This is a genomic window from Paenibacillus chitinolyticus NBRC 15660, from assembly GCF_000739915.1.
GTDB classification, from domain to species: Bacteria; Bacillota; Bacilli; order Paenibacillales; family NBRC-103111; genus Paenibacillus_F; species Paenibacillus_F chitinolyticus.
Map to the genome: position 1 here is coordinate 75,418 of NZ_BBJT01000015.1, position 23,978 is coordinate 99,395.

A 23,978-nucleotide genomic window follows, 5' to 3' on the forward strand; every position below is an offset into this window, starting at 1 on the left:
TTGAAACCGGACGGAGAAGCGGGAGAAAGTTAGGATGATCCTAGGTACGGACTATACGGGCCGTAAAAAAACAGACAGCTCCGGTCGGCCCATTCTTGTCTGAGCCTTCCGAACCTGTCTGCCTAAAACGTCAACCGTTTTTACGCGAACTGAGCTTGCGGGGATCGATGTCGTTGTCGATACGAAGAGGGGCATGGAACGACTTCGCCAGTTTATCCCACGACACGATTTTGAAGTTCTGATTGCGTTTCTTTCCGTTATCCGTATTTTCATCGTCCTGCGCCACGAAAATCCCGTTAGGATAGGCCGGTCCCAGGCCGAATCCGACGACATCGATTCCGTCCGTCCCCGTTGTCCCGTCGATCAGACCGTCCTGGACGGCGAAGCTGCCCAAGTACCGGTTTGTCCCCTGGCGGTTGTAAACCGCGTAGGTGCTGCTTCCCTGGCTGGAAGCCATCAGGTAGCCTTTGCCGTCCGCCCCGTAATACAGCGCTAATCCTTCGATATCCGCGGTTAAATGCCCTTTGCCCGCCTCATCCACCTTGGCGTAAGGCTTCAGGCCGCTGTCCGGCTCGGCGCCGATCTTCCATATGGCCGCATCCTCTTCCGCAATGTAGATCGTTCCGTACTCGTCGTCCGCGACAATTCCTTCCGATTGGGACGCCAGTTTGAAGTGGCGTACAAGCTTGCCTTCCACACCGGCCGGTCCGGGTATCAGTTCGATCTGTTCGAATTCCCCTTCTTTGCCGAGTACAAGCGCATAGTACTTGCCGGTTTTAAGGCTGTGATAAAGGCTGAAGCCGTACACCTCGCCCATGTCCGACTTAATCGGCTTGGCCGCAATATTGGTCAGCGCCCCCGTTTCCGGGTTGATGGAGAACACGTCGACCGTATTACTCGTCCGGTTCGTCGCCGCCGCGATGTCCATCCTCTTACCGTTAAGCTCGTATCCGTAGCGCACGTCGATGTTGTTCATTTTGCCGAGCTTGTAGGACTGGACCTGCTTGCCGTCCAGGTTATAGACCAGAATTCCGCCGCCCTTGTTGGTCGCGAGCAGCTTGCTCTTGGCCGGATCATCCGGATGCACCCAAACGGCAGGGTCATCGGCCGCGTCTTCCCCTGTGTCGACCGCTTCCGTCTCACCGTCCGCCGTTACCCGGGCGAGCGCCTCCCCGACAGCCGTCTGATCCCCGCCGCCGCTGCGCAGTTTGCTGAGAACCAGCTCGACGAAGCCTGGCGGCACGTACGTTTTATCCCCGATCAGTTTCACGTGTCCGTTCAATTTTCCGTCCGTTCCGTTTAGCTTATATCCGTCATTCCCGATAGTGACCGAACCTTCCAGACCGCTCTGCAGAGCAAAATCAGCCGTCAGCGTGCTTTGATTCCACGTCACGCGGGCTCCTGCCTGCTCCAGCATATCCCTCAGCGGTTCATAACCTTCCTCGACCGAAGCCCAGGCAGCCTGGCTGTAAAAACTTGCGGCGATCAGCAGTACGCTAAAACTTTTGAACAGTTTCATCGTTAAGGTCCTCCCGGTTTTACCCGAATAAGCTTCTATCTTTATTATGAAGACGGAATATTAGGGGAAATCACGGAGGGTATTAAAGTTTTGTTAAAACCCGCTTCATTTATAAACGGCAACAAACGGAAATTATCAAGGAAAGTATTGACAGCAAATGAAATATACTATTTAATAACGAATGAGAATGATAATCATAATCAATTTTAAATAAATAACCCATTCTCTATTCCTACATAATCCTTAAGGGGGAACTACGAAATGAACCGTCCTAAACGGTCCTTGTCTACACTGGCTCTTTTAATTTTTACGATTTTCGCCTTGGTTGTATCCGGGTGCGGCAAACCGGGCACTGCTCCCGCCGCTTCAACGACTCTGAACACGGCATCACCGGCGGCCGAAGCCGATACCGCACGTAAAGTGAAACACGTGATGGGAGAGACCGAAATCAAAGGCACTCCGCAGCGCGTCGTGATTCTGACCAACGAAGGAACCGAGGCTCTTCTGGAGCTTGGCGTCAAACCTGTCGGAGCCGTTAAATCCGGTGTCGGCAAAACGTGGTACCCGCACATCAAAGATGCGATGCAGGGCGTCACGGATCTGGGAGAGGAAGTCCAGCCGAACCTGGAACTGATCGTTACTCTCAAGCCCGATCTCATTATCGGAAACAAAGTCCGGCACGAGAAAATCTACGGCCAACTGCAGAAGATCGCTCCGACGGTTTTTGCCGAAACGTTAACCGGACAGTGGAAAGAAAACTTCAAGCTCTATGCCGAAGCCTTAAATAAAAAAACCGAGGGTGAAAAAGCTCTCGCCGCTTACGACAAGCATGTGGCGGATGTGAAAGCGAAATTCGGCTCCAAGACATCGTCCAAAGTGTCCATCGTCCGCTTCCTCCCGGGAGCCGTCCGTATTTATCAGAACGATACGTTCTCCGGCGTCATCCTTAAGGATCTGGGCTTCGCCCGGCCGGCGGCTCAGGATAAGAACGCCTTCATGGAGGTCATTACGAAGGAGCGTATGGTCGATATGGACGGGGATATCCTCTTCTACTTCAATTCCGACTACGACGATTCCAAAGGCGGCACGAAAACCCAGCAGGAATGGATGTCGGACCCGCTCTACAAAAATCTTAACGCGGCCAAAACCAACAATGCTTTTCAAATCGATGAAATCATTTGGAACACTTCAGGCGGAATAAAAGCCGCCAACCTGATGCTGGACGATTTGGTGAAGTACGCGGATAAGCTGTAGGCCGAGTAAAGTCCGAACTTTTTAATGCTTTTCCCGTAAACCTATATGCCGTACCTTCCAAGGTCTTGCCCAGTAACTCCCCTATATACGAACGCCGCCTTAAAACGGCCCGTTTACGGGGGAGTTTTTTTGTCTCCTATGTAAGAGGGGGAAACCGGAGACTGCCGCACGCTCGGCCGCCCTTGCTTTCCGCTTTCCTGGTAAATTTTATAAATAAGAAAATTTGCTCTATAATTTAGTTAACACCTTGGATTGGAAATGATTAACTTTTGATCCAAGGTCTTTTCACGATAAAGGTTGGAACGGAGGATGATTAGAATGAGAAGTGAACAAGAAATGATGAATATCCTGGTAGATTTCGCTAGGAATGATGATAGAATCCGGTTGGCAACTTTGGAAGGGTCACGTACCAACAAAAATATTCCCCCTGATACATACCAAGATTATGACATTTCTTACTTTGTAACAGATATGGATTCCTTCAAGGAAAATGATCAATGGCTTGAAACTTTCGGGAAACGCGTTATGCTGCAAAAACCGGAGGATATGGAGCTTTTTCCGTCAGAATTAGGGAATTGGTTTTCCTATTTAATTCTTTTTGGGGATGGGAATAAAGTAGATCTGACACTGATTCCGATTAACGAGGCAGAGGATTATTTCACCAATAGCGATGGCTTAGTTGAGGTCTTGTTGGATAAGGATACTCTCATCAAGAATGAGGTGATTGCAGACGATCGCCAATATTGGATTAAAAAGCCGACCGCAAGAGAATTCGATGATTGCTGCAATGAATTTTGGATGGTTTCAACTTACGTAGTAAAAGGATTGGCGAGAAAAGAAATCCTATTTGCTATTGATCATTTAAACGAGATTGCAAGACCTAATTTATTGAGAATGATGGCTTGGCAAATCGGATCCGAACAGGGATATACCTTTAGTGTGGGGAAGAACTATAAATTTATAAATCGTTACCTTCCAAATGAAGATTGGGAATCCTTATTATCGACCTATTCCGAGAACGGGTATCCGGAGATGTGGCAGTCTTTATTGACTTGTTACGAGTTATTTAGAAAATGCTCAAAGGCTGTGGCAGAAAGTCTCGACTATACGTATCCCGATTACGATGAAACCATTACTGCGTATACGGAACGTATTTATACTTCATTGACATAAATGAATGTGAATGGACGAAAAAAAGAACCTTCCCCATTAAAAATGGAACAAGGTTCTTTACGAAAGGTTAACGCTTAGTCAAAGCAGGCTCCGAAGACGCCTTACCGGATCTGCTTCTAAGCAGCTTCGCCGCTATGTAAGCGAGCAGCGCCAACTGAGGGAGCAGCGTTTCCCACGTCGGATAAATTCCCAGCCAATCCACGGACGGAAGTCCGGATGCGGAATGGGCAGGTACAACCGACGCGACCTGCAGGGAGTGAATACTTTCCCCGAGGAAGCGGAAAACGAGATAGTAGATAAGCGCCGACGCGGTAATGAAAAACGGCCGGATCGGCAGTTTGGCACTCAGCCGGATTATGGCAAAACCAATGCCGATCAGCAGTAGGAGCGTTACTCCGATACCGAGGAACAGCTGATAAGGCGCAATCGAAGGCGCCATACCCACGTAAAAGATCGTCGTTTCCGCCCCTTCGCGCAGAATCGCGAGCAGAGAGACCGCGAACAGCGACCATAAGCTTCCGCCGGCCAGAGCGCTGCCCATCTGCCGGTCAATGTAGCTGTTCCACGCTTTCACATTGGATTTGGCGTGCAGCCAATTGCCTACGGTCAGCATGAGAACGACGGAAAGGAGCCCCGTTCCGCCTTCAATGAACTCCCGTGTACTGCCCGAGGCAGCCTGGGAAATCATATAGGAAAGCAGGAACGCCATCGCCCCGCTCAGAAGCAGACCGCTTCCGACCCCGGACCAGATCCACCTGCGCTTATCCCCGTTGCCGGTACGCTTCAAATAAGCGAGCAGCGCCGAGATGACGAGAATCGCTTCGAGGCCCTCGCGCAGCAGAATAAGCCCGGCGTCTACGGCCGTGTACCGCTTCTCGCCCGTCATCGGCTGCAGTTGTTCCCGCATGGCCGCGATGACTTCCTTCGCCTTATCTCCCGCAGGCGGAACCGACATGAGATAACGCGAAGCTTCCGTCATCTGATTTTCGATCTGCGTATAGACGGCCGCGGAACGGATTCTGACCTGCCCTTCGGCCGAAGGCCACTTTTGAATAAAAGCCTGCATCTGCCCCGCCGCTTCCGTATGATGTCCCGCCGCAATGTCCGAAGAAGCCTGGTCGAGAATCCCGATCAGCTCCGCAACGGACATGTCCGCGGGTTCCGGGGCTTTGGATACGATCTTGCCGGCCGTATAGTCGTTCACGAGTTGAATAAGAGCCGCGGTTTCGCTTGCAGCCTGCTCGGGCTGCTTAGGCTCGGCCTGCAGAGCCACGCGGATCATGCTCATTTGCGTCTCCATTCCGCTGTATACGGTAAAATTATCGCTTCGGATAGCCTGCTCGACTTTGAGCCATCCGTTATTTAAGGTTTTATAATCGTTATAGGCCTGAGTTAAGTCGCCCGACTGGATGCTCGCAGCGAGCTGTTTCATGACGGGGAGCAGACTTACCGCCGTATCCTGCCCGGACTGGCCCGTTTGGGCGTCCTGCCGGCCTTCCTTCGCATACTTGTTCACGGCCTTGGCCAGTTCCGACAGAGCCGCGGTTGCGGCCTTGGGGTCCTTATCCCCCTCAGCGACCGTTCTCTTTGCGTGCGCCAAAGCCGAGTTGACGTCCGCTGCCGCAGCGGAGGACTTGGCGGCGTTAGCCTGCCAAAGCTTATCGGCTTCCGCCAGATGCTCGGCGGCTTTCGCCCAGCTTCCCTGCCCGGCTTCAACGAGCGCGCCTCCGACTACGGGAAGCATTCCGTCCGCGCCCGACGCCTTGCTTTCGCCAGCCGCAAAAGCGGGAGAGTATCCGGTCCCGGCCGCGGTTACGCTGATCAGCAACAGAAGCGCGGCCAGACCGATTTTGAAAACGCTCCGGCCGGCGGCTACAGAGAGGCTGCGTTTTTTTCGTTTAAAAAAGGGTGTCGCCAATGTATCCGCCCTCCTTCACGCCGGGAAAGCAGGCAAAGACCGCACTGCCGATGTGTACGATATATTCATTGAGTTTATCGCTCTTGCCCAGCGCTTTCTGAATGGGAACAAACTGCTTGCGCGGATCGCGCTGGTAGCAAACGAACAAGAGACCTGCATCCAGCTGGCCTGTTTTGTGGTCTATTCCGGTTGAATAGGAGTAAGATCTGCGCAAAATTTTGGCGGAACCGTCTCCGCGGGCCAGCTTGAAGTGCGACGTAGCCGGAATGACCGGCTTACCGGAGGCGTCCTTCTTCTCCATATCCGGCGCATCGAACTCGCCCGATGCGCCAAGCGGAGCGCCGCTGTTCCTGTGGCGGCCGAAGGTGGCCTCCTGATCCGCCAGCGTCGACCGGTCCCAGACCTCGATCCGCATCCGGATCCGGCGGACGACCATATAGCTTCCGCCGTGTATCCAGCCGCTTCCGTCCGCGCTGTCCGCCCACACGACCTTCTTCATCTCCTGCTCATCCTTCACATCCGGATTGCCGGTGCCGTCCTTGAAGCCCATCAGGTTGCGCGGTGTCGCTTTGGCCGGGTCCGAATATCCCGTCCGCTGGAACCCTTCCTGCGTCCAGCGGAGGACGGCCTTGCCCCGTGCGATGCGCGCCAGATTGCGTATCGCGTGGAACGCGATCTGCATATCGTTGGCGCACACCTGCACGCACAGGTCGCCGCCGCACCATTCCGGCCGCAGCTCGTCGCCGCCGAACGCCGGCAGATCCTGAAGGGCCTCGGGCTTCTTGCCCGCGAGACCGAAACGGCCGTCGAAGAACGACGTCCCGGCTCCGAAGGTTATCGTCGTCCGGGACGGTGTGAGCCCCGCCGCTTCACCCGTATCGGAGGGAGGAAGCAGCTCGTTGCCGTCGTCCTGGCCGACCATTATGCCCTGAGCCATGTTAGCCGCTGCGGCCGTCCATGCCTGGAAGAGCTTCCGTACTTCCGCGAGGGAAGAAGCCGTCACATCGAACGCCGCAAAGCAGATGAAATCCTGGACGGGCGTAACGATCCCCGCCTGGTGGCCGCCGTAGAAAGGCACCGCGCCCTGGGGATCGGTTTCGGCTCCCGAGGCGGAAAACGCCTTTTCCGTTTTGGATGCCTGCGCCGCTACGAGGGCGCTGGCGCCGCCGGCGCCAAGCAATAGCCCGGCGCCGCCAACTCCGGCCAGCTTCAGAATATCTCTGCGGCTGATCGGTTTATCGAAAAATCCTTTTTTCTGATCGTTATCGTTCCCGCTCATTTCGCAGCCGCTCCCAAAATCGTCCCCATTTGAGAAAGGGGCTCGGCCAGCGCATCCAGCAGGCGGCTCAATTTCTTCGTATCATCCTGCTTCAATTTCTCGTAAGAGACATACCCGTCCCCTTCTTTGTAGGTAGCAAGCGCCTGTTCCAGGTCTTTGAACTTCGCTCCGATCGTTTCTTCGAGCGACGCGTCCTTGCTCTTGAGCTTAGGCTGCAGGAGGGTGTAAATCTTCTTCGCCCCCTCGACATTCGCCACGAAATCATACAAATCGGTATGCGAATAACGCTCCTCTTCCCCCGTCACTTTGGAGGCGGATACTTCGTTCAGAAGCTCAACCGCACCCGTTACAAGCAGGCCCGAATCCACTTCGACCGTTTCGATCAGGGCTCGAAGCTGCTTCGCATCGTTCAAAAGACGGTCCGCATGCTCTTCCTGGCCCTTCGTCGTGTTTTTCTGCCAAAGCGCCTGTTCGATGCGGTGAAATCCGCGCCAGTCTTTCTCTTCCACATCGTTCTCGCGGGCATCGATATTCGGGTCCAAGTCACCGAGAGCTTCGGCGATCGGTTCGATTCTTTCATAATACATCCGGGTCGGCGCATACAGTTTTTTGGCCTCTTCAACATTTCCGGATTTAACGGCCTTCACGAACTTTTCCGTCTCTTTGACGAACAGATCGGATTGTTCCGTGGCGTACGTGCGGTAAGCGTCGAGAATCGGTTTCCACGATTCATCGCCTGCCGGAGCCGGAGTTGCCGCTGCCGCTGACGGAGTCGCTTTGGCATCCGGTGTTGCGGAAGCACCCGAGTTTTCATTGTTTTTGGTACCACATCCTGTAAAAAGCACCGTGCAGGCTGCAAAAAGCGCGACATAACGAATCTTCATAGAGACAACTCCTCAAGTTCTTTTGGCTGAAAACAGGATGATAAAGCATGTTTTTTCATGTCCGTTCATCACAAATTCCCAAGACGAGTATATCAACAATGAGAATCGTTATCAATATCTTTTTTTGGTAAATCGCTCGTTTTTTACATTCTATTCAGTTAAGCTTTTTTTAAAAAATTGACAAGAACACGTGTTCCTGTTTATACTGTTTACAAGAGATTCCAGGAGGTTTTTATGCTTCATCACGTCGAAATCAATGTGTCCGATTTGAATGAATCGGCCCCTTTCTGGGAATGGCTGCTGAGCCAACTGGGTTACGAGACGTTCCAGCGCTGGGAGAAAGGAATCAGTTGGAAGTGCGGAGATACGTATTTGGTTTTTGTTCAGACCGAAGAGCGCTTCCTGGACCTTCCTTACCATAGGCGGCGTACCGGTTTGAACCATCTCGCCTTTCACGCGAAATCCAGAGAGCAGGTGGACGGGCTGACGGAGGCGTTAGCGGCAAGAGGCGTCCGCGTCTTGTACCGGGAACAGCATCCGCACGCGGGCGGCCCCCGGCATTATGCCGTTTATTTCGAAGACCCGGACCGGATCAAGGTCGAAGTGGTTGCTCCCGACGTTTAGCGGGTTGCCTTCTTTGATTCGTTTGGCTTGGCGGACAACAAAAGAGAGTCCCGACAGGACTCTCCCTCTTCCATGGCTGCGGATTATGCCAGCACTTCGACGAGGCTGCGGTATTTCCGGTATTTGGCCAATACGGCATTAACCCGGGCAGCCCGTTCCTCCAGCGTGCCGCTGAGCACAAAATAAGGGATACGACGCATGTTCAGATCCGCCAGAATCTGTTTCTGGAACAGATTCCGCTGCGCGTCGCCCGACCGGTCCCACGTGTCGTCGTAAGGGATATCGGTGCCGCAGACGAAGACCAAATCGTAGCGGGCAGCGGCAGCTTCCGCCAATTCATGAAGCTTCGGCAGCGCCCCGCCGTGATAATACATCGAGAACCTCAGCGTTGTGCGGGCATCGGTATCGACGAATACATACTTATCGGCTTCTTCCGTCAGTTTCTCCTCTCTTCCCACGTGACCCTCCGCGATTTCCAGGAGCTGCTCTTTTGACAAACGGCGGCCGATCTGGTGCTCCGCCCAATATTCCCTCCCGTACTCGGGCATCCATTGCGTTCCGTGAAGATTCGCCAAGTAACTGGCGAGCGTTGTTTTTCCGGTCGACGGAGCCCCCAGAAACACAACCTTCGTAATCAAATCCCGATAGACGACAGGATCTACATAACGGCGCTGGCCGTACGGGTCGTGGCGAACCCGTGTGCCGGAGACCGGTACCTTCAGACGATCGGGATCTATCTGCCTGTTATACGCACCCAGCGCGGCGCTTACATGGTCTCCGTATTTTTCGCTGGAATAGAAACGCGTAATCTTTCTGCCGCCAAGCATGGCGAGAATGTGTTCCTCGTGCATCCTCTGAATCTCGGGCGTATACCCTTTCTCTGCCGGTCCGTCCCAGGCTTCAATCACTTCAACGCCGGGATACAGCGTCCGTATCCATGCGGCCCTTACCGGGAGCGGGACATCCGTGACATCCGGGCTGTCATAGATGAGCACGATCACGTCGTCGTTTTCCTCTATCGCCGTCTCGATCATCAATTGGTGCCCTCTATGAAGCGGAGCGAATTTGCCCAGAGTAAGTCCGGTGGTTACTACTTCTTTTTTCAACTCCGTATCCTGTATGTTCCTATTTTCCGTATTCATTTCCATGCACCTCTTTCCGTGCTATGAGGGTTGCCCGCAGGCTCCGGTGTAAGACTGAACCCTTCCTGACCCGCGGCGGCATAGTTTCTTTTCCACGTAATCAGTCCGGCTATCGCGATGCCCAAGTAGATCAAATACAAGAACGCAATCGCATCCAGTCCCTTGTAGGCGTACATGCCGATCGACAGCACATCCACCGCAATCCACACCGTCCAATTTTCCAGAATCTTAGCAGACAAGAGCAGTTGGGCAATGATGCTAAGCGTAGCGATAAACGCATCCGCATAAGGGATGGAGGCGTCGGTATACTTGTGCAGAACATATCCCCAGCCCGTCGTCGCGCCAATCAGAAACAGAACCAGAGGAAGGATCAGCCACGGCGCTATTTTCCTCGTCGGACGCACGCCCGCCCCTTCCCTTTTTGTGAGCCAGACGATCCAGCCATAAATACTCAACAGGAAAAAGAACACTTGGAGCGCCATATCCGCGTAGAGCTTTACCTCCCAGAACATATAGAAGAAACAGGCCACATTAACCAGCGAAATCGGCCACGACCATATGTTTTCTCTGGCCGTCAGCCAGACGCAAAGCAGTCCCGTCGTCGTTGCTGCGATTTCAAAAGCAGACGACGAAGTCAACCAGGCAATCGTCAGCATCGCGGCTAGCAGCACAATCATGGTTCCTGTTTTTTTCATTCCATTCCCTCCAAATAATTAATTTAATAATATTAAATTGACAATATCAAAAACTAAAAGAAAAGCCTAGCTGTACAATGACAACTGAGGCACATCTCCGGTAAACCGGTAAAGCTGAGCCGCACGCTGTGAATAGCGGTTGGAGACTTTGCGCTCGCCCCGGGAATCCCTCGCTTCCTCTATAATTCCTTTGCGGCTTTGGGTGGAGGTGATTTTGCGGATAAAATTTTTCTCCTCAAATTCCGGGACCAGCGTCCGGATAACTTGGTAGAGCTCGCTGATCGTGAATTCTTCGGGAAGAAATTCCTTGGCGATAATCGTCGTTAGCATCTGCCTGCGGACTTGATCCAGAGCGTCTTGAAGGATCTGCTTATGATCGAACGCCAACTCCATCCCGAGCGCCTCTTCCACGGAGAAAAGCTTAACATCGGCTGCGTCGTCCGCTGCCTGACGCCCTGCCAGATACTGTTCATGCACCAGCGCGAAGAAAGCATGCGAGATGATCCAGCCCCGCGGATCCCGGCCGGGCGTGCTGTACACATTGAAGTATTCAATATGCACCTCCCCGACTCCGGTTTCTTCTCTCAGCTCGCGCTTTGCGCAATCGTACACGGTCTCCGTCTCCTTGCAGAAGCCTCCGGGAAGAGCCCATTGGCCGGCGAACGGCCAGCCTTTGCGCTGGATGAGCAGAACTTGCAGCTCCCGGTGGGGCAAAGATTTTTTGACCGTGCCGCGCTCGGTCGAAGTGATCGTAAAAATCACGATATCCGCGGGAGCGCCGTCCGGGGTTCTGTATTTGCCCGCCGAGTAATTCTCTTCCGCCAAATTCGGGTTCATGTCTGCACCTGCCGTTTCTTAGAGAACAAGTATATAACATCAATTTGATATTATCATTATGACATATTAAAACTAATTGTCAAGGTGTGTTTCTCCTCTTTTTTCTATAACAATCAAACAAGTGCTGTCCGGAAGCGGAACGGGCGCTCCCTTTTCATCCATGAAAACGACTTTGCCCGCAAGCGCGTCTGTATAACCCTCTTGCAGGAAGTGCCGGAACTCCACAATAACGGCTTCCGGCCCCAGCACCTTTCCGATGAAATCGGCATATCCGGAGGGCGTAAAGTAACCGAACTGCTCCTGCACTTCGTGAACGTAAGCTTCCTCCCCCCACGTGTACGTGTAGAGAAACTCCATGGCATCGTTCACAGGCATCACCGCATCGCCGTTTTCCGCATACTCGACTTGTATCTGCCTACCGGCAAAATCACCCGTATACCGCAGCAGCCACTCTTTGTCCTCGTGGGCCAGAAAACGAATACGCCGTTTCATCTCTGCGGGTTCCGTCATTATGCCGTCACGGATAATAATTCTCCCTCCTGCGGCCAGTACATCGAAAGCACTGCGCAGAGCAGCTGCCACCGTGTCCAGGTTGAACCTTGAACCGTTCCATTCGATGTAAGAGTACAGTTCATGCAGGATGGACGAAAAAATAACGGTTCCGACAGTGCCCGGATGCACGTAATCTTTCAGATTAAGCGCGTCACCTTTCAGAACCTCCCAGCGGTGTCCTTCAAGCTGTTTCTTGCGGTTTAAGGCTTCAATGACATTGGTGGAGATGTCAATTCCGACCGGCTGCTTATCCGGCAGCCTTTGCTCGATCAGATCCAGCATAACGCCGCCGCCCGGTCCGATATCAAGCACCTTTTCCCCCGTAATGAACTCCAGCATCACGCTCTTATAATCGGCTGTCCGGTTCATCGTCTCCAAATACTCTTCCTCGTTATGAAACCGGTCGTAGGCGTCACGTCTCAGTTCGAAAAGGTCGAACAAGAGCAATACCGCCTTCTCATAAAGAGGCGATTTCTCCGCTTCCATGCAAAACTCAATTAGTTTTTCGGCGGCAGCGGAAAATTCGAAGGTGAAGAACACCGTGTCCGCAGCCGACGGGCTGCGTTCCACCTTGTAGGCCAGGTGCGGGTTCACAGGCGCCCCGCTCGACCCTATATGTTCAAAAGCAAGCTCGCGAAGAAACTTTTCAATGATGCGTTTTTTGTACACATTGATTTTCTTCACGCCCTTGTAATCGTAATACATGGCGTTCATCAACCGCTCGAAGCTGATATGATGGACGGGTTCATCCGTCATAGTCATGGCCGAGTCGGTGGTTGCTCCCGTTTGCAAGGCGAGCATAAACACCTTTACGACTTCCTCCAGGCTAAATTCCTGAAGCGCGGATTCCACATACCACAGCGTTTTTCCCGCTAGAGGTTGCAGCGCTCTTTCGAGCGCAAGTCCGGAGTATCCGGCTTGACTAATGTGCTCGGCTTGCTTGGTACGTGCGGGTTGTCTGGCCTGCCTCGTCCCCCCGTCAAGCGCTTCGCCGACAAATACTTGCCCGCCCTGCGGCATCCCTTCTCCCGCTTTGTCCACCCGGACGCGTTCAGTCGCCTCCAGCGCTTCCGCTACTTTCTCGTATTCGGCTTCGAAGTTCTCCCCTTGGCGGATGGAGCCGCTTCTCAGTTTGCGCAGCCGCTCACGGACCGACCATACCCCGGGCTGCTCTCCGCTGGAGATATGCGCGGTCAGTTCCTCCACTTCGCTTCGCACCGTGCTCCACAGTTCGGGCGAAACAGCGCCGATGATGCAGTGGTTCAGAGGAATCAGCAGGCTTTGGAGTTCTTCGGGAGTCAGGAGCCCCCGCTTGACGATCTCCGTCAAAGGTTCATTTCCTTCAAAAGGGACCTCGCCCCGTATATACTGCCCGAGCAAGCCGTGCGTTTCGATCAAGGTACGGATCACGAGAAGCTTGTCCGTCCCCGTCTCGCCCATTTCGTTAAAGCGGTCAAAAAGCTGCGCGGACCCTATATTATGAACGAACAAATTAACCCCGTCGGCCTGCCACTGCATCCGCTGGCGGACCGTTCCGCCTTTGGCCGTTTCGGACCAGACGAGCACGGTTTCCAAAATTTCTTTCACCCAGAAAGAAAGCTTCAACCCGTCCAGAATGCGCAGCGTTCTTTCCACATAATCCAGTACGGGGTTCGCATCCGCCAACTCATGAATGGACCGGATCCGTTCCAGATTGACGATCCGCTCTTCCGCCGAAACGAGAAACCGGAGCCACGTATAAGCAGGAACCGGAGGTTCTGCGCCTCGACGGTATTCTTCGATCGCTTTTAGTGAAGTAAGCATGATTAGATCCTCTCTTCCTGTGAAAACAAGATAGTCGTTATAGCAATCATATGATGTTTAACCCAAAGGGGAAAGATTTAATTCACCCGATAAAAGACAAAAAGACAGAAAGGAACTTCCGTTCCTTCCCGTCTCCTATAGTTAAAGCAGCCTTTCCTGAAGAGTCCTGCGGTCTTCGCGGTACAGCTGCAAATAACCGTTTGCTGCGCGTAAGCTTTTCGTGACCGCCTTACAGTTTTCTGGAAGTCAGCTTAGCCTGCGTGAACAGAAGCAGATAATCGTAACCGCCCGCTTTGGAATCCGTACCGGACATGTTAAAGCCTCCGAAAGGATGAACGCCGACTAACGCGCCCGTACATTTGCGGTTAATGTAAAGATTGCCGCAGTGCATGTCTTGGAGAGCCGTTTCGATGCGGCTTTCGTCTTTGGAGAAGAAAGCGCCGGTCAAACCGAATTCGGTATCGTTGTACATGGCGATTGCTTCTTTCCAGTCTTTCGCTTTCGCGATGGCCAGGACGGGGCCGAAAATTTCCTCCTGCATGACGCGTGCCTTGCCGTCCACATCCGCAAATACAGTCGGCTGGATGTAATAGCCGTTTCCTTCGGCTTTGCCGCCGCCCGTAACGAGACGGCCTTCTTTTTTGCCGATTTCAATATATTCAAGGATTTTATTATAAGAGTTTTCGTCGATCACGGGACCTGCGGCGTAGTTTTCATCCTGGAGACCGATTTCCAGCTTTTTGGTCAACTCTGCAACCTTCTCCACAATCTCGTCATAGACGGATTCCACAATAACGGCGCGGGAACCGGCCGAGCATTTCTGTCCCTGGAAGCCAAATGCTGAAGCGGTAATAGCTGCGGCAGCCGCATCGAGATCGGCGGTTTCGTCGACGACGATTCCGTCCTTGCCGCCCATTTCGGCGATAACGCGCTTGATCCAGATCTGGCCTTCCGCCGTTTCGGCAGCGAGACGGTTAATACGGAGACCGATTTCTTTGGAACCGGTGAAGCTGACGAAACGGGTTTTCGGATGCGTCGTCAAGTAATCGCCGACTTCGGCTCCGCTGCCCGGAATGTAATTGATTACGCCGGCCGGCAAACCGACTTCTTCCATAAGAGCCACGAACTTGTGAGCGATGACGGGGGTAGTGGACGCCGGCTTCACAAGCACCGTGTTGCCTGAAACGACAGCCGCAGTAGCCATACCAGCGCAAATCGCCAGCGGGAAGTTCCACGGCGGAATCACCACGCCTACTCCCAGCGGGATGTAAGTCAGGCGGTTATCTTCGCCGTCAAGCTTCGTAAGCGGCTGATGCGTATTCGTCTCGCTTAGACGGATCGCTTCCCTCGCGTAAAATTCCATGAAGTCGATCGCTTCCGCCGTATCCGCATCGGCTTCCGCCCAGTTCTTCCCGGACTCCAGGATCATCCAGGCCGAAAATTCATGCTTGCGCTGTCTCATCAGCTCCGCCGCTTTCAGCAAATACTCGGCGCGTTCGCGCGAAGGTACCCTTTTCCATGTCTCGAAGGTGGACAGAGCCGTCTGGATGGCGCGCTCGGCAAGCTCTTGAGTGGCTTTGCTGACTCGGCCGATTACTTGGTCGATGTTCCCGGGATTGATCGAGACAATTTTGTCCTCGGTCGTTACTTTATCCGCCCCGATATGAAGGGGATACTCCTTGCCGAGCTCCTGTTTAACTTTGGCCAGAGCCTCCTGCATCGCTTTTTTGTTATCCTCTTGCGTGAAATCCGTAAACGGCTCGTTTTTGAACGGGGCAATTGTCGTTTGGTTCGTTGTCATAATGGCCATCTCTCCCTAAATGAAAATGTATGTTTATTTAAAAAAGTTCTTCAAAACAAACCAGACGTTGGCCGGGCGCTCGGCAAGCCGCCTCATAAAATACCCGAACCAGTCGATTCCGTAAGGTACGTAAGCGCGCACCCGGTATCCTTCCGCAACCAGCTGCTTTTGAAGATCCTCCCGGATTCCGTAAAGCATTTGGAACTCGAATTGATCCCCCGAAATTTTCATATCGCGGATAAAAGCTTTCATCTCGTTAATGACCGCTTCGTCGTGACTGGCGATTGCGGCATAATTGCCGTTTAATAAGTGCTGTTTAATGATTTTTTTATAATTGTCATCCACGTCTTTCTTCTCGGGAAAAGCAACCTTCGGCGACTCCTTGTAGGCGCCTTTGACCAGACGCAGATTCGCGTGAATGCCGTTCAGATCGCGGATATCCTGCTCCGAGCGGTACAGGTATGCCTGAATAACGGTGCCGACATTATCGTATTCGTCGCGCAGCTCGTGCAGAATATCGAGCGTGATCTGGCAGTGCTCGTAATCCTCCATATCGATGCGGACGAAGTTCCCGTGCTTCTTGGCGCAGTCCAGAATCCGGCGCATGTTCTGCAGGCACAGATCCTTGCTGATATCCAGACCCAGCGAAGTCATTTTGAGCGAAAGGTTCGAGTTGACACCGGACGCTGCAATCGCTTCCAAAGTATTGATACACATCTCGGCCGATTCGTTGGCCTCTTCCTCGCTGAACACAAATTCGCCCAAATGATCCAGCGTAGCGAGACGGCCGTCACTGTTCAGTCCGCGGACAGCTTCAATTGCCTGCTGAATGGATTCCCCCGCCACAAACCTTGCGGCTCCAAATCGGAGACCGAACCTTTTGGCCATTTTGTTCGCCGAATGGCTTTTGCCCAGCGCTTGGAACATATTTCTCATGATGGCTTCCATAAAGATGCCTCCATATTCCAAATTATTGAATATTGTGTTCACCAAAATGAACACATATGTTTAATATATGTCCAATAATACAATAATGTTCATCACTTGTATACACTTTCTTCTATTTTCAGCCAATAAAAAAAACACCTCTGAACAATTTCTTTGTCCAAAGGTGCATATAAATTGTACTTGCTGACCTTGTTACGCGGAGATCTGCCGCTATTCCGTGTGAATATCGTACTCCCTCATTTTCTTATAGAGGGTCCCGCGGGAAATGCCGAGCAGTTTGGCGGCCGCGCTTTTGTTGCCGTACGCCCTCCGCAAAGCTTCTTCGATCAGATGGTCCTCCTGCTGAAAGGCGGAATGAGGCTTCGCCGCTCCCGTTTCCTGTCTGTCCGCGAAAAACTCGTCATGCTGCATTTTGGAGGAAAGACCCGGTGGCAGGTGGACACCCGTAATCGTATCTCCCTCGCAAAGAATGACGGCGCGCTCCATGACATTCCTCAACTCCCGGATGTTTCCGGGCCAGTCATGATTCATAAGTACGTTCAGCACGTCCGCATCAACCTTGGGAACGGGCTTGTGATAATGCTCCGTAAATTCCCGGATAAAAGCCTGCACCAGCTCGGGGATATCTTCTCTCCGCTCGCGCAGGGGCGGGATTTCGATGCTCATCACGTTGAGCTGATAAAACAAATCCTCCAGAAAAAGCCCCTGCTCCATAAGCGGCTGCAGCGAAGTATGCGTCGTGGCGATAATCCTCGCATCCGTACGGATGCTTTCTTCCCCGCCCGCACGATGGAACGACTTGTCCCTTAAATACTGTGAAAGCTTGAGCTGGATATCCAGGGGCATCTCGCCCACTTCCTCCAGAAATAGAGTGCCGCCGTCGGCAAACTCCAGCTTCCCTTCCTTGCCCTGGTCTTCGCCGCTTGTAAAAGCGCCTCCCTGGTAGCCGAAAAGTTCCGTTTCGAGCAGACCGCCCGGAATGGCTCCGCAGTGCAGAGAAACGAAAGCGGCGTCTTTGCGCTCGCTGCTGTAATGAATAGCCTGGGCAAGCATCTCCTTGCCGGAGCCCGGTTCCCCGACAAGCAGCACGGGGGTGCTGAATCGGGCGAATTTACGGGCGACTTCCAGGGAGCGTTTAATATCGTGGCCCATTCCGATAATTGACGAGAAAGGCTTGTCCTGCTCGATCCGCAGCGGAATGGCCGAATACAGCTCTTCGTTTAGACGCACGATCCGTGTGATATCCTGTTCCGTGGCAATTCCGCCGATAATCTGATTGTTCTCCACGATTGGAGAAGCGCTGATCAGGACATGGGTGTCCGGGGCGGGTTGATGATAGACTTGGCGGATGGTCCGGCCTTCGTCCAATATTTGATGAAGCATGATCGATTCTTTCTCAAAATGCTCGCCGATCGTCCGGCCGATAATGTCCTGCTTGCCGATCCCGTACACTTGCTCCGCCGTCCGGTTCCAGTAAATCACGCGGCCCTCCCGGTCTACGGCCGTCACCGCGTCGTTGACGGTTTCCACGAGGGTGTCCAGGTAGGACACCAGCTGTCTTTTCTCCTGCTGCAGACAATTCATCATCGCTTCGGCCGTAACGATACCCAGCTTCCCCGAATCTTCGCCGAGAACCAGAACAGGCTTCTGCCAGTCGGTTTGAAGGTCTCCCAGCCTCGACATCGGAAGAACGGCCGAGCAGGGCCAGCCTGTACGGCGGACCCACTCATCTATAGTCAGATCCGGATGAAAAGCATCCAGAAATTTGGCTTCCTGATAGGAAATGATATAAGCTGCGCCGGGGGCCGTATCCACGATCACAAAACGGACCTGTTCCAGCAGAGCCTTGGCTTGCGATACCGGGCATTCCCCCTCCAAAGCAAGGAAAGATGTGTCCAACTGAAGGTGTTCAAGACCGAACATGAATGTGTATCCTCTCGTTAATAATCTCTATTTAAAATTAACACAGTTATGTAACCAAATCCATCGGGTCCGGTTAATTTGGCTCTCTCCAAAAGGAAAAGACCCGCTCCTCCCCGGAGGAAGAAGCAGGTCTCATTCTATATGAGGTCAGATTTTAAATTTGGAGAGGCTCTCCTGCAAACTTTGGGCCATCCGGCTCAAAGATTCGCTCGCGGAGGAAACTTCCTCCATAGAAGCAAGCTGCTGCTCGGATGCCGCTGAAATCATCTGGGCACTGTCCGACGAGCCCTGGGAAATTTGCAGCATTTCCATCATCGAAGCGCTCACTTCCTGGGAACCGGCAGACATTTGTTCCGTTGCCGCGGAAACTTCGCGGATCTGATCCGAAACGTTCTGAACGGCTGTGTAGATATCCTGGAAGACAATACCGGCAATATGGATGATTTCCGCACCCTTGCCGACTTCCGCAACGCCGCGGTCCATCGTCGTCATGGCATTATCCGTGGACGTGCGGATGTGCGCGATCAGCTCCGTAATATGCGCGGCCGATTTCGCGGACTGCTCCGCGAGCTTCTTCACCTCGCCCGCTACGACGGCAAAACCGCGCCCATGCTCACCCGCTCTGGCCGCCTCGATGGAGGCGTTGAGCGAAAGCATCTGGGTCTGGCTCGCAATTTGCGTGATGGCATCGACAATGTCGCCGATTTGCCGCGAATGCTCGCCGAGCGTTTTAAGCTCTCCCGAGGTGGCGGTTACGGAATCGCGGATAGAATCCATCTGCCGGACCGCCATCTGGATGGCGTTGTTCCCCTGCTTCGCCTCGGCGGCCGTCCGGTTGGTAGTATCGGCAACCGTCGACGAAGACTCCGCGATCCGCTGGATGCCTCCGGCCATCTCCTCCATCGCCTTCGAGCTCTGCTCGGCGCTCTGCACCTGCGTTTCCGAGCCGCGAACGATTTCCTCGATCGACTGGCCCACGTGCTTGGACGCTTCGACCGATTCGGCCGACGAAGCCGTCAGCTCTTCCGAGGAAGCGGCAACCTGCTCCGCCATGAGGCTCACGTCCCCGATGATCGTACTCATTGATTCGAGCATCTTGTTCGTATTTTGGGCGATTTCCCCGATCTCGTCTTTCGAAGTTACCTTCAAACGGGGGGTCAGGTCTCCTCCCGCAACCTTCTTCAGCACTTCCGAAAGATGCAGCATAGGCGCAACGGCCACCCTGCCGATCTGCCAGGAAATGAGCAGAACCAGGATGCACACGATCAGAATGATGAGGAATGTCGTCCGGACGAATTTCTGGAGCGCCCCCAGAATCTCCGAGTCATTGGTCAAGACAACCATCTTCCAGCCGGTAGCCGATACGGTATAATAGGAGGCTGTCCGGTCTATATTTTCTTCCGACTTGTAATCGACTTCTCCATCATTGTTCGCGAGTACCTGCTCTTTGAATTTTTTCAGCTCGCTCGGCTGCATCACTTCATCAAGCTTCTTCCCGATCCGTTCTTTATCCGGATGAGTCATGTAGGTGCCCTCACCGGAGATCAAGTAACCGAAACCGCTCTCGCCCACCTTGACTCCTTCTATGAGCTTTTGAAGAATCTCGGGGTTAATAACCGCATCGATGGCCCCGAGGAACTCGCTTCCCTGCATGATCGGCACGGCGATGACAATGACCGGTTTTCCCGTTTTGGAATTGATAATCATGTCGCTGACGACTGTTTTTTTCGTTTCGACCATTTTCTTGAAAAACTCGCGTTCCCCGACTTTCGACACGAGGCCCTCGGTGTTTGTACTAGTACCGTCCTTCTCCACGTAGGCAAAGTACTCGAATTCTTTATCGATTTCTCCCACCGTCTTGAGCATGTTCAAAATTTGGGTCTTTTCCCCTTTAGCCATCTCGGGATGCTTCTTTATCATCTCTTCGACCATTGATATTCTCTGTCGCACCCAGTAATCTACGCTATCGGCATTGGACTTCGCCAGGTTTTTCATGTTGTGGGCAATCTCATTCTCCGTGTTGGTTTTCGCCATATTCAGAAGAACGACGGATGTCACGACCAGCGGCACAAGCGAAAGCAGTAGAAAAGCGGCGATCAGCTTGGTTTTTAGGGAATTATTCAGCTTCATTTTCTTCCACACCTGATTCATCTGCTTTTCCTCCTGTTATATATGTCAGCTTATTATTTATCGGTGGAAACCGGGAAAGAGTTGAGTTCATTTTTTGCACAAAAGAGATGCCTGCTTATCTTGCCGGTCTAGTACCTGTGACCTATACTTGAAAAAGAATAAAAAAGAGGCAGGTGCCCCATGAAGTGGTTTACGGACTATAAAGAAGAACTGGAGCTTGTGTTCGAAGAAGCGGTGCGCCGGGTTGCCGCATTTCCAGCCCCGCTGCACACAGCCGGTATGGACTATCTGGACAGGTTTCATCCCCTGAAAAAAGACAGCACGAAAAACTACATCTGCTATCTGCTGCCGTTCTGGCTGAAGGAGCAGACCCGGCTCCCTGCCGATACGTACAGAACGCTTTCAGTAGCCAATGTGTTCGTCATGCTTCATTTTTTCGTCCAGGACGATTTCATGGACACGGATACGGGAGCGGACGAGCGCCGGCTGATGCTGCCCCTCTCGAATCTGTTTCAAGCGGAATATTCCCGCCTCTACCGGGAGTATTTCCCTGCGGACTCCCCGTTCTGGGCATACGCGGACACCTACCTGCGGCAGTGGGCGGAATGCGTGGCCAAGGAGAACGAAGCGGATTATTTCCGCCAAGACCCGGTCCGCATCGCGTATAAAGCCGCTCCCGTTAAGCTGGCAAGTACGGGGGCCCTGCTGTTAAGCGGTCAGGAGGAGCTGATCGAGGCGTTCTCGCGTGAGACGGATCATACTCTCCTGGCCCTGCAGATGGCCGATGACTGGGCCGACTGGCGGGAAGACCTGGATACGGGCAGCTACAACTGCCTCCTCTCACTGATCCGGTCGCGAAGAGGCTTGAAGCCGGAGGAGCCGCTTTCGGAGGACAACGTCAAACAAGCCGTGTTCATTCACGGCTGCCTGCGCGATTATGCCGAGGCCGCAGCGGCCTGCTCCACCGATGCCCGGACCGGCTTGTTCCATGCCCCCCATATGGACGCCTTTCATCAATCCCTATTGAACGACCTCCTGGCGGAAGCTTCGCACATTGACAAAGAAAGGGGACTTTTGGGACTAGGCGGATTTACCCACCTACTGTCAAAAAGAAACAAATCCTAATGACATTAGACCTATACCCATGCTATACTCAGGGCGGAATACGATCCCTTTACTTTGAAAGGATGAGCCTTGTGCCAGCAGAAGAGATTTTGAAAAACCAGATCATTGAGAAAGCTTGGGCAGACCCGGAATTCAAGAAAGCGTTGCTGAACGACCCCAAAAGCGCCCTAAAGCAAGCCTTTGACATCGAGTTGCCGGAATCGGCGGACGTAAAAGTTCTGGATGAAGCTCCCGGTCAGTACTTTCTTGTGATTCCTCCGAATCCGGCTGAAGTGCTCAGCGCCAAATCCAACGTGAACAGCGTCTGGTAATCCCCTACAAAACGACTAGCCGGGTATCGAAGGAAACCGGACGATCGCTTCAGTGCCGACACCTTTCTCGCTCTTAAATTCCAGACGGCCATGCATAACCTCAATGATTCGGAAGGTGACCATAAGACCCAGCCCAGTCCCCTTGGTTTTGGTTGAAAAGTACGGCTCTCCAAGTTTGGAGAGCTCTTTTGTTTCCATTCCCTCTCCGTTATCCCGGATATGAATCCACACCTCAGTCTTCTGTTTGTACGCCCAGATCTGGATCTGTCCCTGCCCGTCCAATGCCTCGATACTATTCTTAATGATGTTAATAAACGCCTGTTTGAACTTCGAAGAATTGCCCTCGATGTACAGATCCTCCGGCACCTCCAGCGTAATTTCGCCGCCTTGAAGATTGGCCAGCGGAACCAGAATGCCTTCGATTTGCTTCAATTCCTGGCAGATGTTCAGTGACGTGATATGTTCCAATTGCGGCTTCGCGAACGTAAGGAAGTCCGTAATGATGTTGGAAGCCCGGTCGAGTTCCTCGATCGCCATGTTCATGTACCCTTTTTCCTTCTGGTCCAGCTTCTCTGCGGCCAATTGGAGAAAACCTCTCGTCACCTGCAGAGGGTTGCGCACCTCATGAGCCACGGAGGCGGCGAGGTCGCTTATGATCTCCATTTTTTCCGCTCGCTGCAGCTCATTGTTGTACATCACCAGTTCCTTGGAATACTTCACGATTTTCTCGTGATCGCGGGCAAATCCCCTGCCAAGAATAATGATCAGCGAAGTCACGAAGCAAACGATCCCAAACTTCCAGTAAATAAACTCATACTGTTCGTTTTTGGCATAGAACACGAGCAGATCGACGATACCCGAAGCGGCGAAAAGGCCGATTCCCGTCGTTAAAGTGACCCCGTCCTTGCTGCCTTTGAGCGCATGGGTGGCGGCCATTCCGATCAGCAGCACAAATTGGATCAGCATCGTAAGCCCCAGCATCGTCACCGTCATGAAATAATAAGCTTTGTCGTACCGGTAAGAGGCTAGGTGGTTCACCAGTTGGAACAGAACGCAGAGAACCGAGAAGCCGATCTGGAACCAGCGGTATTTGGTCAACAGCGACCAGGCCCCATGACCCAATATTTGTTCGAAATACACCGTCAGAGTCGGCAAAAACACAAGCAGCGCCAGATCGAATAAACTTTCGATCCACTTGCCCTGATCTTCAAAAAACGTATACGTAAACTGGGAAGACCCGATCATGAGCATCCCGATCGCCAAAATGACCAGACTGAGCGAAATCCATTTGGCAAGCTGCACTCGGTTCAGAAATACGGTGCAGATCAGCATCAGGAGGGCAATGAACACGAAGGAGAAGCCCAGCAAAATATCGGTCAGATTCGATTTGACATAGCCGGGAAGCAGCGCCTGATAGTCTCCGATGTTCACGTTTTTCTGGAGCCCGATCCGGTCGCTGTCCGTTTCGATATGAATATAAACCGTTTTGCCCGATTCTTTGGCACTGAGCGGAATCAGCAGCCGGTTCTTATCGTACACGTACGTATGTCCCGCTTTATAAATTTTACGTTCATCCGTAAAAATTTCAATGCGGTGGCCGTACAATTTGCCGATCAGCATACCGGGCTCGTCCCAATCCAGCCGAGGCAGCTCGATTTTCACCCAGAGTGCGGAAACGCCCTCCGGCTTGACCGGCATGTCTCCCTTCTCGTTGGCGGGTATCCATCCGTCAGCGCCGACAGGAGCCTGTGTCCCGTCAAAGCTAGTCCCCTGACTGTCCCATTTGTATGCCCATTCGGTAATCTTAATCGTATCTAAGGGAGATTGCCCCCGCGCCGTGGCCGGCACGAACAACAAAGTAAGCAGTACGATCCCGGTAAACACGGACGCCAGGAACTCCGTTACTCTTGATTTGGTCATTATGTATGCACCTCTAAAGAAGGATAGAAAAGGGTAGTCTTGTGTCGGAATACCTAAGATGACAAAATTCGCCAAATACACTTAAATTTCCTTCCTATTTGGAAAAATAAATGACAAGGCGCGATTTTATTCGACAATCA

The 23,978-nt window shown here is 52.8% G+C and carries 18 protein-coding genes; 5 read left to right on the forward strand and 13 right to left on the reverse strand.

The features are described from left to right. Positions 1-130 precede the first annotated feature (130 nt). Positions 131-1,519, reverse strand: coding sequence for a phytase (locus PCH01S_RS25810; RefSeq protein WP_042234620.1), 1,389 nt, complete (start codon positions 1,517-1,519; stop codon positions 131-133). Positions 1,520-1,780: 261 nt separating this feature from the next. On the opposite strand from PCH01S_RS25810, the gene PCH01S_RS25815 reads away from it, so the two are divergent. Both PCH01S_RS25815 and ant(6) read left to right on the forward strand, forming a co-directional pair. Then, entirely contained in the window at positions 1,781-2,773 is a 993-nt protein-coding gene (locus PCH01S_RS25815) for an ABC transporter substrate-binding protein (RefSeq protein ID WP_042234621.1), read from the forward strand. A 318-nt stretch (positions 2,774-3,091) separates the two neighbouring features. Continuing rightward, positions 3,092-3,946, forward strand: a complete 855-nt coding sequence (ant(6), locus tag PCH01S_RS25820) for an aminoglycoside 6-adenylyltransferase (RefSeq protein WP_042234623.1) — start codon at positions 3,092-3,094, stop codon at positions 3,944-3,946. Positions 3,947-4,013: 67 nt separating this feature from the next. On the opposite strand, the gene PCH01S_RS25825 is transcribed toward ant(6), so the two are convergent. The 3 genes from PCH01S_RS25825 to efeO are packed head-to-tail and all read right to left on the reverse strand — an operon-like array spanning position 4,014 to position 8,027. Then, a complete protein-coding gene (locus PCH01S_RS25825; protein ID WP_042234625.1) occupies positions 4,014-5,864 on the reverse strand; it encodes an FTR1 family iron permease in 1,851 nt (616 codons plus the stop codon). Beyond that, a complete protein-coding gene (efeB, locus tag PCH01S_RS25830; protein ID WP_042234627.1) occupies positions 5,845-7,143 on the reverse strand; it encodes an iron uptake transporter deferrochelatase/peroxidase subunit in 1,299 nt (432 codons plus the stop codon). The genes PCH01S_RS25825 and efeB overlap by 20 nt, the downstream gene beginning before the upstream one ends. Next, positions 7,140-8,027, reverse strand: a complete 888-nt coding sequence (gene efeO / locus PCH01S_RS25835; protein ID WP_042234629.1) for an iron uptake system protein EfeO — start codon at positions 8,025-8,027, stop codon at positions 7,140-7,142. The genes efeB and efeO overlap by 4 nt, the downstream gene beginning before the upstream one ends. Before the next feature lie 234 nt (positions 8,028-8,261). On the opposite strand from efeO, the gene PCH01S_RS25840 reads away from it, so the two are divergent. Beyond that, a complete protein-coding gene (locus tag PCH01S_RS25840) occupies positions 8,262-8,651 on the forward strand; it encodes a VOC family protein (RefSeq protein ID WP_042234631.1) in 390 nt (129 codons plus the stop codon). A gap of 83 nt (positions 8,652-8,734) precedes the next feature. Here PCH01S_RS25840 and PCH01S_RS25845 read toward each other — a convergent pair whose 3' ends face one another. The 8 genes from PCH01S_RS25845 to PCH01S_RS25880 form a co-directional block, all read right to left on the reverse strand. Next, on the reverse strand, positions 8,735-9,793 hold the full coding sequence (locus tag PCH01S_RS25845; RefSeq protein WP_042234634.1) for an AAA family ATPase: 1,059 nt from the start codon (positions 9,791-9,793) through the stop codon (positions 8,735-8,737). Then, positions 9,790-10,488 carry a nicotinamide riboside transporter PnuC gene (pnuC, locus tag PCH01S_RS25850; protein WP_042234635.1) on the reverse strand — a complete coding sequence of 233 codons (699 nt, stop codon included), beginning with the start codon at positions 10,486-10,488 and terminating at the stop codon, positions 9,790-9,792. Before pnuC ends, PCH01S_RS25845 begins: the two co-directional genes overlap by 4 nt. Before the next feature lie 66 nt (positions 10,489-10,554). Continuing rightward, entirely contained in the window at positions 10,555-11,325 is a 771-nt protein-coding gene (locus tag PCH01S_RS25855; protein ID WP_042234637.1) for an NUDIX domain-containing protein, read from the reverse strand. Positions 11,326-11,397: 72 nt separating this feature from the next. Beyond that, positions 11,398-13,680, reverse strand: a complete 2,283-nt coding sequence (locus PCH01S_RS25860) for a class I SAM-dependent methyltransferase (RefSeq protein ID WP_042234640.1) — start codon at positions 13,678-13,680, stop codon at positions 11,398-11,400. Between the two features lie 229 nt (positions 13,681-13,909). Further along, a complete protein-coding gene (gene pruA / locus PCH01S_RS25865; RefSeq protein ID WP_042234642.1) occupies positions 13,910-15,481 on the reverse strand; it encodes an L-glutamate gamma-semialdehyde dehydrogenase in 1,572 nt (523 codons plus the stop codon). 33 nt (positions 15,482-15,514) lie between these two features. Continuing rightward, positions 15,515-16,429, reverse strand: a complete 915-nt coding sequence (locus PCH01S_RS25870; RefSeq protein WP_042234644.1) for a proline dehydrogenase family protein — start codon at positions 16,427-16,429, stop codon at positions 15,515-15,517. Between the two features lie 210 nt (positions 16,430-16,639). Next, positions 16,640-18,352, reverse strand: a complete 1,713-nt coding sequence (locus tag PCH01S_RS25875) for a sigma-54 interaction domain-containing protein (RefSeq protein WP_042234649.1) — start codon at positions 18,350-18,352, stop codon at positions 16,640-16,642. 147 nt (positions 18,353-18,499) lie between these two features. Next, on the reverse strand, positions 18,500-20,503 hold the full coding sequence (locus PCH01S_RS25880; RefSeq protein WP_042234651.1) for a methyl-accepting chemotaxis protein: 2,004 nt from the start codon (positions 20,501-20,503) through the stop codon (positions 18,500-18,502). A gap of 159 nt (positions 20,504-20,662) precedes the next feature. On the opposite strand from PCH01S_RS25880, the gene PCH01S_RS25885 reads away from it, so the two are divergent. Beyond that, on the forward strand, positions 20,663-21,607 hold the full coding sequence (locus tag PCH01S_RS25885; protein WP_042234653.1) for a hypothetical protein: 945 nt from the start codon (positions 20,663-20,665) through the stop codon (positions 21,605-21,607). 62 nt (positions 21,608-21,669) lie between these two features. After that, positions 21,670-21,918: an NHLP leader peptide family RiPP precursor gene (locus PCH01S_RS25890; protein ID WP_042234655.1), complete on the forward strand. Its 249-nt coding sequence runs from the start codon at positions 21,670-21,672 to the stop codon at positions 21,916-21,918. A gap of 15 nt (positions 21,919-21,933) precedes the next feature. Here the strand turns inward: PCH01S_RS25890 and PCH01S_RS25895 are convergent, their stop codons facing one another. Continuing rightward, complete coding sequence (locus PCH01S_RS25895) at positions 21,934-23,838, reverse strand: sensor histidine kinase (protein ID WP_042234658.1); 1,905 nt, start codon at positions 23,836-23,838, stop codon at positions 21,934-21,936. Between the last annotated feature and the right edge of the window lie 140 nt (positions 23,839-23,978).